The organism is Streptomyces sennicomposti, from assembly GCF_019890635.1.
In the GTDB taxonomy this organism is placed as follows: domain Bacteria; phylum Actinomycetota; class Actinomycetes; order Streptomycetales; family Streptomycetaceae; genus Streptomyces; species Streptomyces sennicomposti.
In genome coordinates this window covers 1-19,593 of sequence record NZ_JAIOAB010000070.1, presented here as the reverse complement: position 1 = coordinate 19,593, position 19,593 = coordinate 1, and the positions used below count along the sequence as shown (strand labels likewise).

Annotated in this window: 20 protein-coding genes; 8 read left to right on the top strand and 12 right to left on the bottom strand. The window is 73.8% G+C overall.

The window, feature by feature from the left end; translation table 11 throughout:
- Positions 1-164 precede the first annotated feature (164 nt).
- Positions 165-824, top strand: a complete 660-nt coding sequence (locus tag K7787_RS27745) for an HAD-IA family hydrolase (RefSeq protein ID WP_223003334.1) — start codon at positions 165-167, stop codon at positions 822-824.
- Positions 825-866: 42 nt separating this feature from the next.
- Here K7787_RS27745 and K7787_RS32340 read toward each other — a convergent pair whose 3' ends face one another.
- On the bottom strand, positions 867-2,039 hold the full coding sequence (locus K7787_RS32340; protein WP_308036485.1) for a peptidoglycan-binding domain-containing protein: 1,173 nt from the start codon (positions 2,037-2,039) through the stop codon (positions 867-869).
- Between the two features lie 161 nt (positions 2,040-2,200).
- Between K7787_RS32340 and K7787_RS27735 the strand changes: the two genes are divergently transcribed.
- Positions 2,201-4,366 carry an MDR family MFS transporter gene (locus tag K7787_RS27735; RefSeq protein ID WP_223003333.1) on the top strand — a complete coding sequence of 722 codons (2,166 nt, stop codon included), beginning with the start codon at positions 2,201-2,203 and terminating at the stop codon, positions 4,364-4,366.
- Positions 4,367-4,388: 22 nt separating this feature from the next.
- Here the strand turns inward: K7787_RS27735 and K7787_RS27730 are convergent, their stop codons facing one another.
- Entirely contained in the window at positions 4,389-4,895 is a 507-nt protein-coding gene (locus K7787_RS27730; RefSeq protein ID WP_223003332.1) for a GNAT family N-acetyltransferase, read from the bottom strand.
- A 134-nt stretch (positions 4,896-5,029) separates the two neighbouring features.
- On the opposite strand from K7787_RS27730, the gene K7787_RS27725 reads away from it, so the two are divergent.
- Complete coding sequence (locus K7787_RS27725; protein WP_223003331.1) at positions 5,030-5,683, top strand: hypothetical protein; 654 nt, start codon at positions 5,030-5,032, stop codon at positions 5,681-5,683.
- 80 nt (positions 5,684-5,763) lie between these two features.
- On the opposite strand, the gene K7787_RS27720 is transcribed toward K7787_RS27725, so the two are convergent.
- Entirely contained in the window at positions 5,764-6,180 is a 417-nt protein-coding gene (locus tag K7787_RS27720; RefSeq protein ID WP_169435856.1) for a DnaJ family domain-containing protein, read from the bottom strand.
- A 150-nt stretch (positions 6,181-6,330) separates the two neighbouring features.
- Between K7787_RS27720 and K7787_RS27715 the strand changes: the two genes are divergently transcribed.
- The gene (locus tag K7787_RS27715; RefSeq protein WP_043260769.1) at positions 6,331-6,726 is read left to right on the top strand and encodes a hypothetical protein; all 396 of its coding nucleotides are present in this window, start codon (positions 6,331-6,333) and stop codon (positions 6,724-6,726) included.
- A 15-nt stretch (positions 6,727-6,741) separates the two neighbouring features.
- Here K7787_RS27715 and K7787_RS27710 read toward each other — a convergent pair whose 3' ends face one another.
- The gene (locus K7787_RS27710) at positions 6,742-7,413 is read right to left on the bottom strand and encodes an O-methyltransferase (RefSeq protein WP_009188362.1); all 672 of its coding nucleotides are present in this window, start codon (positions 7,411-7,413) and stop codon (positions 6,742-6,744) included.
- Between the two features lie 166 nt (positions 7,414-7,579).
- Complete coding sequence (locus K7787_RS27705; RefSeq protein WP_169435854.1) at positions 7,580-8,947, bottom strand: MFS transporter; 1,368 nt, start codon at positions 8,945-8,947, stop codon at positions 7,580-7,582.
- 471 nt (positions 8,948-9,418) lie between these two features.
- On the opposite strand from K7787_RS27705, the gene K7787_RS27700 reads away from it, so the two are divergent.
- Entirely contained in the window at positions 9,419-11,485 is a 2,067-nt protein-coding gene (locus K7787_RS27700; protein ID WP_223003330.1) for a bifunctional glycosyltransferase 87/phosphatase PAP2 family protein, read from the top strand.
- On the opposite strand, the gene K7787_RS27695 is transcribed toward K7787_RS27700, so the two are convergent.
- The 3 genes from K7787_RS27695 to K7787_RS27685 all read right to left on the bottom strand — a co-directional run bounded on the left by K7787_RS27695 (position 11,455) and on the right by K7787_RS27685 (position 14,275).
- A complete protein-coding gene (locus K7787_RS27695; protein WP_223003339.1) occupies positions 11,455-13,284 on the bottom strand; it encodes a DUF8823 domain-containing protein in 1,830 nt (609 codons plus the stop codon). The two genes, K7787_RS27700 and K7787_RS27695, sit on opposite strands and share 31 nt — an antisense overlap.
- A gap of 143 nt (positions 13,285-13,427) precedes the next feature.
- Complete coding sequence (locus K7787_RS27690; RefSeq protein ID WP_223003329.1) at positions 13,428-13,847, bottom strand: hypothetical protein; 420 nt, start codon at positions 13,845-13,847, stop codon at positions 13,428-13,430.
- On the bottom strand, positions 13,844-14,275 hold the full coding sequence (locus K7787_RS27685; RefSeq protein ID WP_308036484.1) for an ATP-binding protein: 432 nt from the start codon (positions 14,273-14,275) through the stop codon (positions 13,844-13,846). The genes K7787_RS27690 and K7787_RS27685 overlap by 4 nt, the downstream gene beginning before the upstream one ends.
- A gap of 91 nt (positions 14,276-14,366) precedes the next feature.
- Here K7787_RS27685 and K7787_RS27680 point away from each other — a divergent pair, with 91 nt between their 5' ends.
- The 3 genes from K7787_RS27680 (at position 14,367) to K7787_RS27670 (ending at position 16,081) form a co-directional block, all read left to right on the top strand.
- Positions 14,367-15,215 carry a helix-turn-helix domain-containing protein gene (locus K7787_RS27680; RefSeq protein ID WP_223003328.1) on the top strand — a complete coding sequence of 283 codons (849 nt, stop codon included), beginning with the start codon at positions 14,367-14,369 and terminating at the stop codon, positions 15,213-15,215.
- Complete coding sequence (locus tag K7787_RS27675; RefSeq protein WP_223003327.1) at positions 15,175-15,450, top strand: DUF397 domain-containing protein; 276 nt, start codon at positions 15,175-15,177, stop codon at positions 15,448-15,450. The genes K7787_RS27680 and K7787_RS27675 overlap by 41 nt, the downstream gene beginning before the upstream one ends.
- A 64-nt stretch (positions 15,451-15,514) precedes the next feature.
- Positions 15,515-16,081: a cysteine hydrolase family protein gene (locus K7787_RS27670; protein ID WP_223003326.1), complete on the top strand. Its 567-nt coding sequence runs from the start codon at positions 15,515-15,517 to the stop codon at positions 16,079-16,081.
- Positions 16,082-16,160: 79 nt separating this feature from the next.
- Here K7787_RS27670 and K7787_RS27665 read toward each other — a convergent pair whose 3' ends face one another.
- The 4 genes from K7787_RS27665 to K7787_RS27650 form a co-directional block, all read right to left on the bottom strand.
- Positions 16,161-16,874: a YoaK family protein gene (locus K7787_RS27665; RefSeq protein WP_223003325.1), complete on the bottom strand. Its 714-nt coding sequence runs from the start codon at positions 16,872-16,874 to the stop codon at positions 16,161-16,163.
- A 286-nt stretch (positions 16,875-17,160) separates the two neighbouring features.
- Positions 17,161-17,580 (bottom strand): aggregation-promoting factor C-terminal-like domain-containing protein, encoded by a 420-nt coding sequence (locus tag K7787_RS27660; protein WP_043260763.1) that lies wholly within the window; start codon positions 17,578-17,580, stop codon positions 17,161-17,163.
- Positions 17,581-17,925: 345 nt separating this feature from the next.
- Entirely contained in the window at positions 17,926-18,756 is an 831-nt protein-coding gene (locus K7787_RS27655; RefSeq protein ID WP_164392230.1) for an ECF transporter S component, read from the bottom strand.
- The coding region (locus K7787_RS27650; RefSeq protein WP_247721346.1) for an energy-coupling factor ABC transporter ATP-binding protein at positions 18,753-19,593 on the bottom strand (841 nt) is incomplete at its 5' end. The genes K7787_RS27650 and K7787_RS27655, both read right to left, overlap by 4 nt.

Here is a 19,593-nt window from a genome sequence, read left to right as displayed (position 1 = left end):
TGAAGTGTGGGCGGGGGCGGTGGCGGGATGCCCGACTTGTTTTGTACCGTGGAGGAACAAAGTGGTCTCCGCCCGTTTCCCCTGACCGGCGGGCGGAGCCACCTTGTCCCCACGGGGCGCACCCGTGCGCCCGTCCGCTCGTCCGCCCGTCCTGGAGTCTGCCGATGACGGCCACCGCCGTGCTCACCGCCCGCGCCCTTCTGCTGGACATGGACGGCACCCTCGTCGATTCGAACGCCGTCGTCGAGCGGATCTGGCGGCGCTGGGCCGACCGGCACGGCCTCGACGGCGACGAGGTGATGAAGGTCGTCCACGGCCGCCAGGGCCACGCCTCGATGGCGCTGCTGCTGCCGCACCGGCCGGCCGAGCAGAACCACGCCGAGAACGCGCGCATGCTCGCCGAGGAGACCGCCGACATGGACGGCGTGGTGCCGGTGCCCGGCGCGCCGGAGTTCCTGGCCGCGCTGCGCGGTGTGCCGCACGCGCTCGTGACCTCGGCGGACGTGGGCCTGTCCACGGCGCGGATGGCCGCGGCGGGGCTGCCGCTGCCGGACGTGCGGGTCACCGCCGAGTCCGTCGGCGCGAGCAAGCCCGACCCCGAGGGGTTCCTCAAGGGCGCCGCCGAACTCGGCGTCGCCCCCGCCGACTGCGTGGTCTTCGAGGACTCCGGCGCGGGGATCGCGGCGGGGCGCGCCGCGGGGATGCGGGTCGTCGGCATCGGGCCGCGCGCCGCGTACCACCGCCCCGACGCGGTGGTCCCCGACCTGACCCGGGTACGGGTCGAGCCGGTCGCGGACGGCACGGTCCGGCTGCACGTGGGCTGACCGCGACGGGTGCCCTGGAGCGCCCGGCGGGGGCGCCGGCCCTCAGGTCTCCGATTCCAGGCTCGCCCGGGTGGCCGGGCCGTAGACGCCGAGGCCGTCCGAGGTGGTGCCCCGGGACCACTGGTAGACGCGTACGGAGTCCTCGACCCGGCGGTCGTAGTCGCCGTTCACGGGGCCCGTGTACAGGTACAGCTCCGCCAGGCGCGACTGGAGTTCGGCGACCTCCGGGCCGTGGTCGCCGCGCTGGAGGACCGGACCGAGTCGCGCCGGGGCGGAGGGCTTGCCGGTCGTCGCGCTCGGGGTGGGCGCGGTGGGCTGCGCGCCCGTGGGGCTCTTCGACGCGGACGGTGACGGGGAGGTCGTAGCCGAGGGCGAGGCGGACCGGGACGGGCTCGGGCTGGCGGACGGCGACGGACTCGCCGAGGGGGACGCCTGCGGCGCGGACGGCGTGGCGGGGGCCGCCGGGGCGGAGGAGGACGCCGTGGACGGCGGGACCTCCGGGATGCTCTCCCGGACCTCGTGCGCCGAGGCGTCGTCCCGTGCCGGGGACTCGTAGGAGAACAGCCCGCTCGCGTATCCGGCCGCCGCGACGACCACGACCGCGGCCGCCGAGACGGCGAGCAGGGCGGCGGGCCGTCGCCGTCGGCGCGGCGCGTCCTGCGGGCCGCCGTCGGCGGGCCAGGGCATCGCCGTGGTGGGCGGGCCGTCGTGCGTGGAGTCGAAGAGGCTGAGGTCGGCGGGCCTCGGTTCCCCCGCCCGCGGGGCGGCGGCGCCCCCGGGCGGCGGCAAGACCGCCCGCAGCGGCATCGTCGCCTCGACGGCGGGCACGGGCCGCGTCTCGGCGGTGTCCGGGGCGGGCGCGGCCCCTGGTGCTCCGTCGCCGCCGTCGGGCGCTGCGGGGGCGTCTCCCCGCAGGTCCGCGCCACCTGTGTCGGCCGTGCCTGGCGTCCGCTCCGCGCCCCCGGCGTCCGGCGCCCGCCCCGGGCCGTCGGCGTCGGCCGTCCCGGCCGAACCCCCGGGAGCCGCCCCGCCCCCCTCGAAGTCCACGTACGGGCGTATCCGCAGGGGGTCGAAGTCCTCCGCTGCCGCCGCCTCGGCGGTGCGGGCGTCGCGGAGGGCGTCGGCCGCGCGGCGGGTGCAGGCGCAGGAGGGGGAGTTGTCCGGGGCCCGGGGCGCACCGCACTGCGGGCAGACGTGCCCGTTCGGCTCTTCCACGCGTCCGTCCCCTCCCGTCCGAACTCCAAGGATTATGCAGATTCTCTCCACACCGTCTCCCCGAAGCCCCCGGAATGGCGGCTTCCGGGAGGACTCGACAGGCCATAACGGGACACACCGATGACGATGGAAGTCGTCACGAGAAGCGTCGGGAGGTCTCCATGGCCGGGGATGAGGACGGCAGGACCGGCAGGACGGGAACGACGGGCGAGCCGTTCGGGGACGGGCCCGGCGATCCGACAGGTCCCCCGGAGGGCGACGGCGCGCCCGGCGCCGGCGGGGACTCGCCCGTGCCCGGCTCCCCGTACGGCCCCGGCGCCCCGGAGTCCGAGCACGTGTCCGGCAATGTGCTCGTCTCCATCGGCGCCCTGCTCCTCGGCATGCTGCTGGCCGCCCTGGACCAGACGATCGTCTCCACCGCGCTGCCCACCATCGTCAGCGACCTCGGTGGCCTGGAGCACCTGTCCTGGGTGGTCACCGCCTATCTCCTGGCGTCCACCGCCGCGACCCCGCTGTGGGGCAAGCTCGGCGACCAGTACGGCCGCAAGAAGCTCTTCCAGACCGCGATCGTGATCTTCCTGATCGGCTCGGCGCTGTGCGGGATGGCGCAGAACATGCCCCAGCTGATTGCGTTCCGGGCGCTCCAGGGCCTGGGCGGCGGCGGTCTGATGGTGCTGTCGATGGCGATCGTCGGCGATGTCGTCTCGCCCCGCGAACGCGGCCGCTACCAGGGCCTGTTCGGCGCGGTGTTCGGCGCGACCAGCGTCCTCGGCCCGCTGCTCGGCGGCCTGTTCACCGAGCACCTCAGCTGGCGCTGGGTCTTCTACGTCAACCTGCCCGTCGGCGTGATCGCGCTCGCCGTGATCGCCGCCGCCCTGCACATCCCGCGCAAGGCGCAGCACCACGTCATCGACTACCTCGGCACCCTGCTGATCGCCTCCGTCGCGACCTGCCTGGTGCTGGTCGCCTCGCTCGGCGGCACCACCTGGGGCTGGGGCTCGCCGCAGATCATCGGGCTCGCGGTGCTGGGCGTGGTGCTCGCCGTGGCGTTCGTGGCGGTGGAGCGCCGGGCGGCCGAACCGGTGCTGCCGCTCAAGCTGTTCCGCATCCGCACCTTCTCGCTGTCCGCGGTCATCAGCTTCATCGTCGGGTTCGCGATGTTCGGCGCGATGACGTATCTGCCGACCTTCCTCCAGGTCGTCCACGGCATCTCGCCGACCCTGTCCGGCGTGCACATGCTGCCGATGGTGGTCGGCATGCTGCTGGCCTCCACCGGCTCCGGGCAGATCGTCAGCCGCACCGGCCGCTGGAAGGTGTTCCCGGTCGCCGGCACCGCCGTCACCACGATCGGGCTGCTCCTGCTGCACCGGCTCGACGAGCACAGCTCCACCGCCGAGATGAGCGGCTACTTCTTCGTCTTCGGCCTCGGTCTCGGCCTGGTCATGCAGGTGCTGGTCCTCATCGTGCAGAACGCCGTCAGCTACGAGGACCTGGGCGTGGCCACCTCGGGCGCGACCTTCTTCCGGTCCATCGGCGCCTCCTTCGGTGTGGCGATCTTCGGCACGGTCTTCGCCAGCCGCCTCGCCGACAAGCTCGCCGCCGCCTTCAAGGGCGCCGCGCTGCCGCCGGGCGTCTCCGCCGACGCCCTGAAGTCCGATCCGCGCGGCATCGGCGCCCTGCCGGCGGCGCTGCGCCCGGCCGCCCTGCATGCGTACGCCTCCGCGATCACCGACGTCTTCCTCTACGCCGCCCCGGTCGCCCTGCTCGCCTTCCTGTTGTCCTGGTTCCTGAAGGAGGACCGGCTGCGCGGCTCGGTCACCGCGCCCGACGTGACGGAGACCTACGTCACCAACCCCGTCGAGCGGTCCTCGCACGAGGAGGTCGCCCGCGCCCTGTCGCTGCTGGGCACCCGCGAGGGGCGGCGCGAGGTCTACCGGCGGATCACCGCCCGGGCGGGCTACGACCTGCTGCCCGCGGCGAGCTGGCTGGTGCTGCGGATCAACAAGTACGGCTGGGTGGAGCCCGCTCTGCTGGCCGAGCGGGTGCCCGTCCCGCTCCACGTCATCCTGGAGGCCGCCCGCCAGGTCGAGGAACGGCGGCTGGCCGAGCGGCACGGGCTCGATCTGATCCTCACCGACCAGGGCCGCGAGGTCGCCCGGCGGCTGGCGCGGGCCCGCGAGGAGTCGCTCGCCGAACTGCTCGGCGACTGGTGGGGCCGCGAGGGCACCACCGATCTCGTACGGCTGGTGCACGAGCTGACCGGGGAGCTGTGCGGCTCGGCCGCGGAACACCCGCACGACGAGCGGTCGGTGACCCGGCTGCCCTGAGCGGCGCCGCCGGACGGGGCGGTCACGTCAGGGACTTGGCGAACCAGTGCTCGGCGTACCGGCTGTCGTTGTGCGGCGCGGTCTCCGTGTAGCCGAGCCGGGCGTACAGGGCGCGGGCCTCGACCAGGTCGCTGCGGGTGTCCAGGACGATGCGGCGGGCGCCGAGCGCGCGGGCGGTGTCCTCGGCCGCGCCGACCAGCAGCGCCGCGCCGCCCCTGCCGCGCGCCCGCTCGGCCACGAAGACCCGGGTCAGCTCGGCGGTGGCCGCGTCCAGCAGCCGTACGCCCGCCGTGCCGGCCGGAGTGCCCTCGTACCGGCCGACCAGCAACTGGCCCTTGGGCGGGGTGAGTTCGGCCCCGCTGGCGGCGGCGATCTCCCGCTCCAGCTCGGCGGGGTCGGTGCGGCGGCCCTCGTGCAGCAGGTACCAGCGGTCGCTGACCTCGGTGTAGTACGCCCGCCACAGGGCGCGGGCGACGGGCGAGTCGTACGGCTCCGGGGCTACGGTCCAGGGCGCGGTGCGGGAGGGCATGCGCGCATTGTCGGCGGCGGGGTGGCGGGGCCCGCAACCGAATAAGCGGCCCGGGGGAGCCCGTTTGTCGGCCGTTTCGCGGGCAACCCGAAGGAGGAACCGGCCAGTTGGGCCGACACATCCGGAAGGCAGCCATGTCCACAGGCCTGATCATTGCTCTGATCGTGATCGTCGCGGTCGTCGTCGTGGTGGCGGCCGTCCTCGCCGCACGGGCCCGCAACCGGCCCGGCGGGCAGAACCTGAAGCGGCGTTTCGGTCCCGAGTACGACCGGACCGTGGCCCGGCACGACGGCGACGCCAAGGCCGCCGAACGCGAACTCGCCGCCCGGGTGGAGCGCCACGGCGACCTGCGCGTACGGCCCCTGGAGCCGGCCGAGCGGGAGCGGTTCGAGGCGCGCTGGGCGGCCGTGCAGGAGCACTTCGTCGACTCGCCGCGCGAGGCGGTGACCGAGGCCGACGCGCTGGTGGCCGACATCGCCGGGGCGCTCGGCTTCCCGGACGGCGGCCAGTACGAGGAGCAGCTGGCCGCGCTCTCCGTGCACCACGGCCACCACGTCCACGGCTACCGGCGTATCCACCACGCCGCGCACACCGCCGGCCAGGACGGGACCGGCGGCGGCACCGAGGAGCTGCGCGCCGCCCTGCTGGAGGCCCGCGAGCTGTTCGACGAGCTGCTGGGCGCCGGGCACGGCGACAAGAACCGGCAGCGCGCCGCGATCGGCGCCGCCCCCACGCGCGCCGACGCCGCCGCCCACGCGGACGACGGCCGCACCCGCACCGACCACTGACCCGTCAGCCACGGACAGCGGCTGACCCGTCAGCCACGGACAGCGGCTGACCTGTCAGCCACGGACAGCGGGACGCAGCGCTACTCCGCCGCCGTCCGGCCCTCCCGCCGAGCGCGCCACTCGCGGACGACCTCCTCGACGTCGTACCGCTTGAGGCCGAGCGGGGGGCCGGGCGGCGGTTTGAGCATCATGTCGAGGATCTTGGTGTTGATCTCCGCGATGATCCGGCGCACCACCGGCTCCGAGGGGGCCGCGTAGGCCGCCGCGAGGGCGTCCTCGGCCTCCTTGCGCAGGGCGAGGGCCGGCGGCAGCAGGACGGACAGGCCCTCGCGGGCCATCTTCCGCTTGACCCACCACAGTTCGTCGTACGTCGTGTCGTCCGGCAGTGGCTTTCCCGCCCCCGGCAACCGGTCGAAGTCGCCCCGTCCCTGTGCGTCGCGGATCTCCTTCTCGACCCAGGACTCGAACGGAACACCGGGTGGCTTTCGCTCGGTCATGAGCCCATTGTGCCGGACAGGCCGCGGCCGGGCGATTTATCATGCCGCGCGGTGCGCCAATCAGGCGCGCCGCAGGCGGCGTTGACGCGGCCGGACGGCCGGGCACGGGCGGCGGCGGTCCGGGCGCGCCCCGACACACGAGGAGCGCACGTGCTCGAACTCACGATGGCCTCCGTCTCCGGGACGGAGGCGGGCGCGACGGCCGGCATGCTGATGGCCGACGCGCCCAGCGAGGCGGGCGCCGTGCTGCGGGTGGGCCGGGACCGGTCCGTGTGCCGGCTGGCGACGCCCGAGGACTGGCTGTTCGTCTCCCGGGTGCACCTGGAGTTCCGGTGCGGGCCGGCCGGGACGTGGCAGGTGACCTGGGTGCGCGGCTCCCAGCCGGACCCGTCCTCCGAGGTCCGGCTGGTGCTGCCCGGCGAGCCCGGCCGGGCGCTGCCCTACGGCGGCGCGGCGCCCCTGCCGAGGGGCGGCGCGGGCGAGATCGTCGTCCAGGACCGCACCAGCCCGCGCAGCGTGAACGTGGGCTTCTACCACGAGGTCTGAAACCCCTGCGGGGTCTCAGTCCAGCACGCGGGCCAGCGCGAAGCCGTCGTAGCCCTTGCTGTCCACGGTCTGCAGGGCGGTGCCGTCCAGCCGGGGGTGCTCGGCGATCAGCTCCAGCGCCGCCCGGGTGCCGCGCACGCTGGGGTCGGTGCTGGCCGGGTCGGTGACCTTGCCGCCGCGTACGACGTTGTCCAGGACGATCAGGCTGCCGGTGCGGGTCAGGCGCAGCGCCCATTCGACGTAGTGCGGGTTGTTGACCTTGTCGGCGTCGATGAAGACCAGGTCGAAGGGCGGCGGGTTCTCGTCGGCGAGCTTCGGCAGCGTCTCCAGGGCGGGGCCGACCCGCACCTGGACGGTCCGGTCGAGTCCGGCGTGCGCGAGGTTGCGGCGGGCCACGTCGGCGTGGTGCGCGTCGTACTCGAGGGTGATCAGGCGGCCGTCCTCGGGCAGGGCGCGGGCCAGCCAGATGGTGCTGTAGCCGCCGAGGGTGCCGATCTCCAGGATGGCGCGGGCGCCCTGGAGGCGGGCGAGGAGCTGGAGCAGCTTGCCCTGGGCGGCGGTGACGCTGATGGGCGGGAGGCCCTCCGCGTCGCTGTCGCGGCGGGCGGCCTGAAGGGCCTCGTCCTCCGGGGACAGCAGGGCGGAGAAGTAGGCGTCGACGTCGTTCCAGAGCTGCGGGTCGCTCATGCATCAAGCCTTTCGTATATCTAGTTAGAGGTGCTAACTAGCTGCGCTAACGAATACTAGCCCGACGCGCGAGCACGGGGAGTGGATTCCCGCCACCGGCCCCCCGCACGACAGCGCGCCCCGACCGTCACCGGGACGGCCGGGGCGCGCGTGCGCTCAGCGGGTGCTACCGCTCCACGGAGGGCGCCGAGCCCGGCAGCGGGCGGCCCGCCGACTCGCTCATGAACCACACCGCCGCGCCGCCGATCAGGGAGGCGGCCATCATGTAGTAGGCGGGCATCATCATGTTGCCGGTCGCGCCGATCAGCGCCGTGACCACCAGCGGGGTGGTGCCGCCGAACAGCGAGACGGACACGTTGAAGCCGATCGACAGGGAGCCGTAGCGCACCCGGGTCGGGAACAGGGCCGGCAGGGCGGCCGGCATCGCCGCCGTGAAGCACACCAGCAGCAGCCCCAGCGCGCCCATGCCGAGGCCCACCGCGGCCAGGCTGCCCTGGCGGATCAGCAGCAGCGCCGGGATGGACAGGAACAGGAAGCCCGCGCAGCCGGCCGCGATCACCGGACGGCGGCCCACCCGGTCGGTCAGCGCGCCCGCGAACGGCTGGACGATCATCATCAGGGCCATCACGCCGAGGACGACCAGCAGCCCGTGCGTCTCGTCGTACTTCAGCTCGCTGGTCAGATAGCTCGGCATGTAGGACAGCAGCATGTAGTCGGTGACGTTGAAGACCAGCACCAGGCCGACGCAGAGCAGCAGCGCCTTCCACTGGCCCGCGACCATCTCGCGCAGCGGCACCTTGGTCCGCCCGGCCTCCGCCTTCTCCACCTCGGCCGCGAACGCCGGGGTCTCCTCCAGCCGCATCCGCAGATACAGGCCGATGATGCCCATCGGACCGGCGACCAGGAACGGGATGCGCCAGCCCCAGGAGGTCAGGTCGTCCGAGGACAGCAGCGCCGTCATCAGCGTCACCAGGCCCGCGCCGCCGATGTAGCCGGCGAGCGTGCCGAACTCCAGCCAGCTGCCGAGGAAGCCGCGCCGCTTGTCGGGCGCGTACTCGGCGATGAAGGTGGACGCGCCCGCGTACTCGCCGCCGGTGGAGAAGCCCTGCACCAGCCGCGCGGCCAGCAGCAGGATCGGCGCGCCGACGCCGATCGTGCCGTACGACGGGATCAGGCCGATCGCGAAGGTGCCCGCGGCCATCATGATCATCGTGACGGCCAGCACCTTCTGCCGGCCCACCCGGTCGCCGAGCGGGCCGAAGACCAGGCCGCCCAGTGGGCGCACCAGGAAGGCCGCGGCGAAGGCCCCGAAGGTCGACAGGAGCTGCGCCGTCGGGTTGCCGGAGGGGAAGAAGACCTTGCCCAGGGTCACCGCGATGTAGCTGTAGACACCGAAGTCGAACCACTCCATCGCGTTGCCCAGCGCGGCGGCCTTCACGGCGCGCCTGACGAGCGCCGGGTCGGTGACGGTGGGGGCGGGGCGGTTCTTGGTGAGGGACACGGACCGGGGTGCGGTGACGGTGGCAACCGACAAGGCTTCGCTCGCCTGCCTTTCGACGGGGACAGGGACACGGCCCACGCGGCGACGCTGTCGGCGGACCAGAACGGCCCGCACGGGGCAGGCCGAAAATCGACCATACGACCGGTTGGCCCCGTAACGTACCGTACGCAGGTCGGTGCGTAGCGCACCTAAATGCTGGATACGCAGGGACGTCTGCCCGGAACCGGCCGCTCCGCACCGGCCCCGGCTGTGATCCTTGTCGCCCCCCGCGGCGGGAACCGGACAGCCGACGGTCTATGGTCGTCCGGACAAAAGGTGACTTGCCGCCCGGCCGGACGCGGGCACCGCCTCCCCTGGGGGCGCGGTGGCGTGCCGCCCGGCCGCAGACCGGGCAGACGAGACAGGTGGAGCCGGGGGTTCCCGCGTCTTCCCGGGGGACGGCGAGCTTCACAAGGGCGGAACAGTCCCGCGCGCGGGACGTACTGGGCGGGAGGCCGACGGGGCGTGGCGGACGCGGAGCGCAGCTCGGGACCGACGGGAGCGTTCGGAGGGGCGACGGTCACCGCCTCGCCGAGACCCGGCCTGCACGCGGCCCGCCTGGGCCTGTGGCTGATCGCCGGCGTCCTCGCGATACGCCAGGTCGCCGCCGTCCTCACCACCCCGCGCGCCGACCGGCTCACCGCCCTGGAGACCTGGGTCGGCCCGGACGGCGTCCTGCACGTCAAGGGCTCGCTGTACGACTCCACCCGGTTCACGGGCACCCCGTTCAGCGGCCTCGTCCTCAAACCGCTCACCAAGGCCGCCGAGGACGCCCTCGGCTGGGGCTGGATCTTCGGCACCCTGCTGCTGGTGGCCGCCCTCGGCCTGATCGCGGCCCGCGCCCTGCCCCAGCCGGTCGGCAGACGCACCGCCCTGCTCGCCGCGCCCGTCGCGATCAGCCTGCTGATGCTGTCGCTGCCGGTGCGCAACGCGTTCTGGCTCGGCCAGACCAGCATCCTGCCGGTCCTGCTCGTCCTGCTCGGCTGCTTCGTCGTCCGCGGCGAGCGCACCGGCGGCGCGCTCGTCGGCCTCGCCGCCGCCCTCCAGCCCACGATGCTGCTGTTCGCGCCCCTGCTGTGGTGCACCCGGCGCGGACGCGCCGCCGCCGCCACGGCCGTGACCTTCGCCGCCTGCACCGCGCTCGCCTGGGCCGCCCTCCCGCACGACTCCCACACCTACTGGGTCCACCACATGGCGGGCGTCGGCCTCGGCGGCCGCGCCGACGCCCTCGGCAACCAGTCCCTGCACGGCGCGCTGCTGCGGTCCGGCCTGACCGGCCCGCTGGAGATCACCCTCTACCTCGCGCTCGGCGCCGCCGTCGCCGCCCTCGCCCTGCGCCGCGCCGTCGCCTACGCCCGCGACGGACAGCTCCTGCTGGCCGTCGCGATCACCGGCTGCGCGGCCATCGTCGTCTCGCCCACCGCCTGGCAGCACCAGCTGCTGTGGGTGCTGATCGCGGTCGTCGGCCGGGTCGGCCGCCGCGCCGCCGACCGCCTGCTGTGGCCGGTCGCCGTGGTCGCCGTGATGACCCTCCCGGCGAAGATGCTGCTGCCCAACACACCGGCCCTGCACCCGCTGCGCGACAACGTCGTCCTGCTCGCCGCGCTCGCCGCCGCCACCTGCGTGCCCTTCCTGTCCCGCACCGACGAGCACTACCGGCACCCGATCCCCACCCGGTACGCCGACCCGGCCCCGGCCCGCTGGAAGCGCGTCCCCCTGATCCCGGCCCTGCGCAGGGCCCTCACCCGCCCCTCCCTCCTCCTCGAACTCCTCCTCATCCGCGTCACCTACGCCGCCTACTCCCAGGTCCGCCTGGTCGCGGCGGGCGACCGCGCCACCGCCGAACGGCACGGCCACCAGATCCACTCCGTCGAACGCGCCCTGCACCTCGACATCGAGCACTGGACCAACCACGCGGTGGCCGGCACCCCCTGGCTGAACCACTTCCTGAGCTTCTACTACGAGACGTTCCACTTCATCGTCCCGCTGGCCGTCCTCGGCGTCCTCTACGTCCGCCGCCCGGTCGACTACCGCTGGGCGCGCACCGCCCTCGGCTTCGCCACCCTCATCGGCCTGCTCGGCTTCTGGCTCTACCCGCTGGCCCCGCCCCGCCTGATGCCCGGCCTCGGCTTCATCGACACCGTGCACGGCGTCCAGGACTTCGCCCGCCCCGACTACGGCGCGATGACCGCCGTCACCAACCAGTACGCCGCGATGCCCTCGCTGCACTTCGGGTGGGCCCTGTTCTGCGGCATCGTCATCGCCGTCGTCGCCCCCAAGCCGTGGATGAAGACACTCGGCATGCTCCACCCCCTGTTCACGGTCACCGCGATCATCGGCACCGCCAACCACTGGGTCCTGGACGCGGTGGGCGGAGCGACGGTGGTGGGACTGGGCTTCGCGCTGACGTACCTGCTGCAGGGACCGCGAGCGGCGGGGGCGGCGCGGGGGGTGGAGGAACCGGTGTTGGAGGCGGCGGCGCGCGGTGAGGACGGGGACGCTCAGCAGCTCGTCCGGCCGCCGGGGCGGTAGGTGGTGGTGATGCGGTACTCGCCCGCGGTGGGGGCGGTCAGGTGGGGCCAGGTGTCGGTGGGGGACAGGCAGCCCGCGTCGGTGCGCAGCCAGGGGGAGGGGGCGACGCGGACCGTGACCGTGCCGGGGCGGGTGGTGCGTACGACGAGGTGGGCGGCGTCCGCGCTGACCACGGTCGCCCCCGCGCCCGATACGAGGGGGACGGCGTCCTCGACCCGGTAGACCCGCCAATGCGCGTCCCGCCACACAGGTTTCAGCCATCCCGGCTCGGCGCGCACCAGCGCCGCCTCGTCCCGCGCCGCCCAGTCCGGCTCGCCGTCGGGCAGGACGACGTAACCGACGGCCCAGCGGTCGAGCCAGGCGCGGTAGGCGGCCGGGGAGAAGGAGCCGTCGTAGAAGAGGGGGCCGCGGGCCACGTCGAGCTGGCGGTTCCAGCCGCGCGCGAGGAGCAGATCCGGGCCGAGGACGGTCGTCTCGCGGTGATCGACGGCGGGCACCACCTCGACGCGGGTCCGGCCGGCCCCGAGCCGGGCGAGCGCGGCCCGCACCCCGTCCGCCTCGGCCGCCCACGCCGGGACCGGCGTGGACATCCGCAGCACGTGGGCGGCGTGCTGCGCCACCCACGTCACGGACAGCGTGAGGGTCAGCCCGAGGGCCACCTCGCGCAGGACTCGGGCCGCCCGCCACGCGGCCTGAGGCGCCTGCCGTGCGGCCTGGGGCGCCTGCCGCGCGGTTCCCTCCGCCCGCCGTGCGGCCTGGGGGGCCTGCCGTGCGGCCTGGGGCGCCTGCCGCGTGGTTCCCTCCGCCCGCCGTGCGGCCGGGGCCGGGGCCTCGCGCTGTGCGGCCCGGAGCGCCTGCCGTACGGTCCAAGTCCTCCGCCGTACGGTCCGCGTCCTCCGCCGTGCGGTCCGTGTCTTCCGCCGTGCGGCGCGGGTGTCCCGCCCTGCCGTCCACGCCTCCCGCTCCAGCAGCGCGGCCAGCAGCACCGGCGGGGCGAACAGTTCGGCGAGGCGTACGACGTTGGAGCCGACCGGCGAGGAGACCAGCGCGGTGAGGACCACGCCGGCCGCGTAAACGGCCGCCGCGCAGCGCAGCGCCCGCCACTCGCGCGGTGCGAGCAGCGCGAGGAGCACCCCGAAGAGCACCGGCCGCCACACATCGCCGTCCGACATCGGCATCGTGCCGCTGAACGGGAACAGCAGCGTGGTGACCGCGACGACCAGGGCGGGCGGCACGCACAGCACGGCCGCCTTCCCGACCCGCCGGGCGAGCAGCCACCCGGCGCCCGCGACCGCGAGGAACAGCCCGGCCACCGGACTGGCCAGCGTCGCCAGCACGGCGAACACCCCGGCGACGACGAGCCGTTGACCAGTTCCCGCCAGTACGAGACACGCCACCAGGCCGAGCGCCACGCCCACCGCGAAAGTGGACCGCCCCGAGGCCACATCGCACCACAGCGTCAGCACGGCGAGCAGCGCGGGCGGCAGCGGTCTGCGCACCCCGCACCGTACGAACAGGTCCGCGGCGAGCCACGACGAGACGACCCCGGCGACGGCCGTCACCGTCCGCACCCCGCCGAGGGCCATCAACTGCGGTGCCAGCAGGCTGTAGTTGCCGACGTGCACCCCGCCGTACCAGGACAGGCTGTACGGCGCCCGGGGGTACGCCCCGACGAACTCGGCCCACGCCACCTGCGCCGCCAGATCCCCGCCGCCGGTCGCCAGCCACACACCCCACCCGACGTACAACGGCACGGCGAGAGCGGTGGCGAGGAGCGGAACCCGGTACCGCCGCGCCACGTCCCGCGCTCGCTCGGGGACGGGGGACTGCGCGGGCGCGGCGCCCAACTCGGCGGGCACAGCGGTGGGTTGTTGCACTGGACGGTTCCCGTTCGCCGATGGACCGGAACTACGAGACTAAGGGCGAGCGGACCCGGCGAGGTTCAAGGGCGGCGGTTGCCGGTGAGGGCGAACTCCAGGTCAGCGCCCGTCATTTCTATGACGTGCGCGGCCTCGCGCAGGGAGGGCGGGAGGTGGGGGTGCTCCTCCGGACGGCATACGACCATGGGGTCGCCGGGGGCGATGACGACCGCGCCGAGGCGGCACGCCAGTTCCGCCATGATGTCGAACACGCCGCCGCCCTGGGGGCGCACCACCGAGACGCCGTGCTCGTCCGCGTACATCTCCGCCTCGCTGCCGTCCGGCGCCCGGACCAGGAGCCCCAGGCCGCCGTCCGCGTCCGCCCTCCGCCGCGGGTCCGTCACGTCGTACGGCTCCAGAACCGCCCGTACCAACGCCATGTCCGGCGCTACGGGTTCCTCGTCGCCGGCCACGAACTTGTAGACCGCCGGACTCCAGCTCATGGCACCCTCCCGTGCTCCGCACACTCGAACCACACCGTCTTGCCGTCCCCGCCGTGCGACTGCACGCCCCACTTGTCCACCACCGCGTCGAGCAGCAGCAGACCCCGGCCGCCCTCCGCGTCCGGCGACAAGTCCTGCGGCGTCGCGGGCAGTTGCGGCGACGAGTCCGTCACCTCCACCCGGACCCCGGCCGCCCGGCTCAGCAGCAGCACCGTGCACCGGCGGTCCGGCACGTGCCGCACGACGTTCGCCACCAGCTCGGTCACGGCCAGTTCCACCGTGTCCGTCAGTTCCGCCATGCCCCACTCGGCCAGGTACGAGCGCACGATACGACGGATGTGCCGCGCCGAGTGCTCGCTCACCGTGAGACTCATGCGGTACTGCGCGGGGCGGGGTCCCGCGAGGACGGAGGGAAAGTATTCGTTCACAGGACAAGCCTGACCTGCTGTCACTACGGTGGGCTATTGCCTGAACACAACCGGTCCGCAGGTGGGCCGTCACGTGAAAAGGGGACCGTGCGTGACCAATATCAACGTCCTCGACCCGGGGGCCTCACCACTCGACTACTACGGCTTCGAACTGCGCCGCCTGCGCGAAGCCGCCGGTCTCACCCAACGACAACTGGGTGACATCGTCAACTACACCGCCTCGCTGGTGGGACAGATCGAGACAGCGCGAAAGCTGCCGACGCCGGAGTTCAGCCAGCGGGTGGACGCCGCCCTGAACACGGGCGGCGTGCTCTCCCGCCTCGTCATCCTCGTGATGCGCAGTCAACTCCCCGCCTGGTTCCAGCAGGTGGCGGAGCTAGAAGCGCGGGCGGTGGAGATCTCCACCTTCCAGACGCACGTGATCCACGGCCTTCTTCAGACGGGGCCGTACGCGCGGGCCGTGCTCGGAGCGCTGGACCAGGAAAACCTCGATGACCGGACCGCGGTACGCCTGGCCCGACAGCGCATCTTCGAGAAGGAAGAGCCGCCGATCTTCTGGATGATCCTCAGCGAGGCCGCACTCCATCAGGAGATCGGTGGCCGTGAGGTGATGAGGGAGCAACTCGCGCACCTCTTGTCGTTCGAGGGAAACCCTCGGATCAACGTCCAGATCCTGCCCTATTCCGCCGGTGCGCACGCGGGACTGCAAGGCGCGTTCAACGTCTACCGCTTCGCCAGCGATCCCACGATCCTCTACACCGAGGGGTACGGCAGCGGGCATCCGACCGCCAACCCGGAAACCGTCAAGGACTGTTCGCTCCGTTACGATCACCTCCAGGCCGCCGCCCTGCCCCTCAAGGAATCGGCGGACTTGATCCGGCGCGTAATGGAGGAACGCTATGGAGAACAAGGCGAAGCCGACGGGGATCCAGTGGCGTAAGTCCAGCTACAGCGGTGACCAGGGCGGCGAGTGCGTCGAGTGCGCGCCGCTCGGGCCGCTGGAGTGGCGCAAGTCCTCGTACAGCGGCGACCAGGGCGGCGACTGCCTGGAAGTCGCGGAAGCGCCCTGCGCCACCGTCGCCCTGCGGGACTCGAAGGTGCCCTCCGGGCCGGTTCTCAACGTCCGGCCCGGGGCCTTCAGCACCTTCGTGAGCTGGGCTTCTTCCGTCGGCTGAGGCCGTTGTCAGTGGGGCGGTCTAGGGTGAAGCCAGACGGTATCGGTATGCGTTTGGGGGAACCATGACCACACTCCAGGACCGGCCTCGTACGGCCCTCCTCGTCGTCGACGTCCAGCAGGACGTGGTCGAGAAGGCGCACGACCGTGACGCGGTCGTCGCGAACATCGCCGCTCTGGTGGAGCGGGCCCGGCGGGAGGAGATCCCCGTCGTCTGGGTCCAGCACGCCGACGAGGACATGCCGAAGGGCAGCGACGGCTGGCGGATCGTCTCCGAGCTGTCGCCGGACGATGGCGAGCCGCTGATCCACAAGAACTACGGCGACTCCTTCGAGGACACCACGCTGGAGACCGTGCTGTCGGGGCTCGGGGTCGGCCGGCTCCTCGTGACCGGCGCGTCCACCGACGTGTGCATCCGCTCCACGCTGCACGGCGCGCACGTGCGGGGCTACGACACGCTGCTGGTCTCCGACGCGCACACCACCACGGACACCTCGGCCTGGGGCTCCCCGCCCCCGGGGCAGGTCATAGCCCACACCAACCTGTACTGGAGCCACCAGCAGGCGCCGGGCCGCACGGCCGGGACCGTCGCGGCCAAGGACGTGGACTTCGGCGGCGGCGCGGACCGGTGAGGCGCGGATCGGTGAGGCACGGATCGGTGAGGCCGTTCCCGGCCTGATCGCTCGCGGCCCGAGGTCGCTCTCGGGCCGGTCACTCCCGGCCCGACGTCACCGCCGCCAGCACCCCGGCGGCCACCGCCGAGATCAGCAGCGGTGTGCCGAGGTCGCGGTGCAGGACCAGCCACGCGCCGAGCACCGCCCCGAGGAGCATCGCGAGGACCGCCGCGACGCGGCGCCCGGAGCGGTGTCCGGGGCCGCCCGCCGCGCGGGAGTCGGAGGCGAGGCCGGTGAGGGTCATCGTCAGGACGGTGGTGGTCAGGTCGGCGACGCCGAGTTTGCGGACCGTGGCGTTGCGCAGGCCCATCGCGAAGGCGGTGAGGGCGATCAGCGCGTACGCCGTCGCGGCGGCGCCCGGCGCGGCGTAGGCGATCACCGCCGACGCGCCGACCAGCACCGCCTCGGCGGCCAGCGTCACCCGCGCCCAGGCGCGGCGCGACACACCGCCGTAGCGGGCGGCGACGCGGCCCCCGGCCAGCGCGCCGACCAGGAAGCAGGCCAGCGAGGTGACGGTGTGCGGGATGGAGAAGCCGGGCGCGCCCACGGCGGCGAAGCCGAGGACGACCACGTTGCCGGTCATGTTGGCGGTGAAGACATGGCCGAGGCCGAGGTAGCTCACCGCGTCGATCATCCCGCTGACCACGGTCAGCCCCAGCAGCACCGCCACCAGGCGCAGACCGCGGGACTCGGGGTCGGTCGCCCGGCCGCCGCCGGGCCGGGCGTCGTCCGGCTGCGCGTCCGCTGTCATGGCACCTCCGCTCTCCTGGGCACCAGGGAAGCAGAACCGCGCCCGGCCCGGCGGCCGGACACGACGGGTGACCGGGCGACGGGCGGACGCGGCGGGAGAGCGGGCGACGGGCGGACGCGGCGGGAGAGCGCGGAGGAGGGGTCTGGCGGAGAACCGGGGGCGGACGCGGCGAAGGCGGCGGCCCGGGGATCGTGGGCCGCCGCCTCCACGAGTGCCGTGAGGTGGCTCAAACCGGGGTCGCCGGCGCCATGCTCCGAAGAGGGTGGCTCGATGACTGAGGGGTGACTCAGTACCAGCCGTTGGCCTGCCAGAAGTTCCAGGCCTTGGCGGGGCTGCCGTAGCGGGAGTTCATGTAGTCCAGACCCCACTTGATCTGGGTCTTGGGGTTGGTCTTCCAGTCGGCGCCGGCCGAGGACATCTTCGAGGCCGGCAGCGCCTGGACCAGGCCGTAGGCGCCGGAGGAGGCGTTGGTGGCGTGGATGTTCCAGCCGCTCTCGTGCTCGACGATGTGGCTGAAGGCGTTGAACTGCGCGGCGTCCGGGATCATCTGGCGCGCGATCGTCTTCGCGTCGGCGGCCGAGCCCGTGGAGGTGGCCGCGTGGGCGGGGGCCGAGGAGAGCGCCATGCCGACGGTGGCGGCGGCCACGGCGGCGGTGGAGAGAGCCTTCTTCGGGGTGGCGATGCGGCGGATGAAGGAGACGGACACGGAATACCTCTTGCGTCGGGGACGGGGAATCGCGAACAGCCGGAGCCCGCGTCGGCGGGGGAGGGACTGCCTGGCGCCGCGACCCGTGAGGACCGTCGGCTCCTTGCGACGTGCTCCAGAGAAGCAGCCGGGAAAACCGGACGCAAACACCCCTTTTACTAGTTGTCGTCGCATCCCGGACGTCGGCCGATCGTGTGAGCGGTGTCTCAAAGCGCAGGTCGGCGCGGGTAAAGGTGCGTACATGTCACCCGGTTGGATCTACGGCCCCGGGTCGTAGGTGACCTGGGTCATGTGGGGTGCTTCACCGGGGGCGTCACGCTCGGCGAGTGAACGGTGACCGTGGGGTCAGCGTTCGGGCGTGTCGAAGGTGACCGGCGTCTCGAAGGCGGCCCGCCGGGTGGCCCGCCGCAGCGCCCGCAGGACCGCCGGGCCGACGACCAGGGTCAGCACGACGGTGACGATCGCCCGCCCGAGGTCCCAGCCGAGGGAGGTGGCCAGGCAGTAGGCGACGAACCGGGCCAGGTTCGCCGGGACGGCCGCGTGCGGGTCGAAGGCGATGGAGGAGGCGAGGGCGCCCATGAAGGGCCAGCCGGCCAGGTTCATGATCGTGCCGTAGGCGAAGGCGGCGAGGAAGCCGTAGAGGGCGAGCAGGAGCAGTTCGGCCCGGCCGCGCAGGCGGTCCGGGCCGGGCAGCAGGCCCGCGCCCATCGTGAACCAGCCCATCGCCAGCATCTGGAACGGCAGCCACGGCCCGACCCCGCCCGTCAGCAGCGCGGAGGCGAACATCGTCACCGAGCCGAGCACATAGCCGAAGCCGGGACCGAGGACCCGGCCGCTCAGCACCATCAGGAAGAACATCGGCTCCAGGCCCGCCGTCCCCGCGCCGATCGGGCGCAGCGCGGCCCCCGTCGCGGCGAGCACGCCGAGCATCGCCACCGCCTTCGGGCCGAGCCCGGACTCGGCGATCGTCGCCGCGACCACCGCCACGAGCAGCACCAGCAGGCCCGCGAAGAGCCACGGCGCGTCCTGCGCGTGCGCGCTGAGCGCCGAGGTGGGCGGCGCGAGGAACGGCCACAGGAACCCGGCCGCCCCCACCGCGCTGACCAGCAGCAGCGCGGCGAGGGAGCGGGGGCCCAGGCGCACCGCGCGGGCCTGGGCGTCGGTCCGTGCGGTCATGCCAGGGCCTCGCGGACCTGGGCGACGGTGAGCCAGCGCTGCGGGGCGAGGATCTTGGTGACCTGGGGGGCGTAGGACGGGGAGGACACCACCACCTCGGCGGTGGGACCGTCGGCGATCACCTCGCCCTCCGCGAGCAGCACCACCCGGTGGACGAGTTCCGCGGCCAGCTCCACGTCGTGCGTGGCGAGCACGATCGCGTGCCCGGCGGCGGCGAGCGCGCGCAGCTCGGCGACCAGGCGGGCCTTCGCGCCGTAGTCGAGGCCGCGGGTCGGCTCGTCCAGCAGGAGCAGCGGCGGGCGGGCGGTGAGGACGACGGCCAGCGCGAGCGCCAGCCGCTGGCCCTCGGACAGATCGCGCGGGTGGGTGGCGTCCGAGACGCCCGGCAGCAGCTCGGAGACCAGGGCGCGGCAGGCGCCGGGCGCGGCCTGCGCGTCCTGGTCGGCCGCCGCGCACTCGGCGGCGACGGTGTCGGCGTAGAGGAGGTCGCGCGGCTCCTGCGGGACCAGGCCGACGCGGCGCACCAGCTCGCGGGGCGAGGTCCGGTGCGGGGTCGCCCCGCCGACGCGCACCTGCCCCGCCGTGGGCTGCACCAGCCCGACCAGCGAACCGAGCAGGGTGGACTTGCCGGCGCCGTTGCGTCCCATCAGCGCGATGGTCTCGCCCGGGGCGACGGTCAGCTCCACGCCCCGCAGCGCCTGCACGCCGTCCCGCCGGACGCCGAGCCCGCGCACCTCGGCGACGAGGGGGGTGTCCTCGGCGGGGACGGCGTCCCGGCGGCGGCGGAGCCGCAGGAGCGGGCGGGAGGCGGCGCGGGGCGGGGGCACGGCTCGCGCC

What these genes read in the sequence shown, in the direction of transcription:
- K7787_RS27665 (WP_223003325.1), bottom strand. Translation starts at nt 16,874, where the DNA reads ATGACAGCGGACGCGCAGCCGGACGACGCCCGGCCCGGCGGCGGCCGG.
- K7787_RS27745 (WP_223003334.1), top strand. Translation starts at nt 165, where the DNA reads ATGACGGCCACCGCCGTGCTCACCGCCCGCGCCCTTCTGCTGGACATG.
- K7787_RS27720 (WP_169435856.1), bottom strand. Translation starts at nt 6,180, where the DNA reads ATGACCGAGCGAAAGCCACCCGGTGTTCCGTTCGAGTCCTGGGTCGAG.
- K7787_RS27730 (WP_223003332.1), bottom strand. Translation starts at nt 4,895, where the DNA reads ATGCCCTCCCGCACCGCGCCCTGGACCGTAGCCCCGGAGCCGTACGAC.
- K7787_RS27670 (WP_223003326.1), top strand. Translation starts at nt 15,515, where the DNA reads ATGACCACACTCCAGGACCGGCCTCGTACGGCCCTCCTCGTCGTCGAC.
- K7787_RS27675 (WP_223003327.1), top strand. Translation starts at nt 15,175, where the DNA reads ATGGAGAACAAGGCGAAGCCGACGGGGATCCAGTGGCGTAAGTCCAGC.
- K7787_RS27690 (WP_223003329.1), bottom strand. Translation starts at nt 13,847, where the DNA reads ATGAGCTGGAGTCCGGCGGTCTACAAGTTCGTGGCCGGCGACGAGGAA.
- K7787_RS27725 (WP_223003331.1), top strand. Translation starts at nt 5,030, where the DNA reads ATGTCCACAGGCCTGATCATTGCTCTGATCGTGATCGTCGCGGTCGTC.
- K7787_RS27710 (WP_009188362.1), bottom strand. Translation starts at nt 7,413, where the DNA reads ATGAGCGACCCGCAGCTCTGGAACGACGTCGACGCCTACTTCTCCGCC.
- K7787_RS27655 (WP_164392230.1), bottom strand. Translation starts at nt 18,756, where the DNA reads ATGACCGCACGGACCGACGCCCAGGCCCGCGCGGTGCGCCTGGGCCCC.
- K7787_RS27735 (WP_223003333.1), top strand. Translation starts at nt 2,201, where the DNA reads ATGGCCGGGGATGAGGACGGCAGGACCGGCAGGACGGGAACGACGGGC.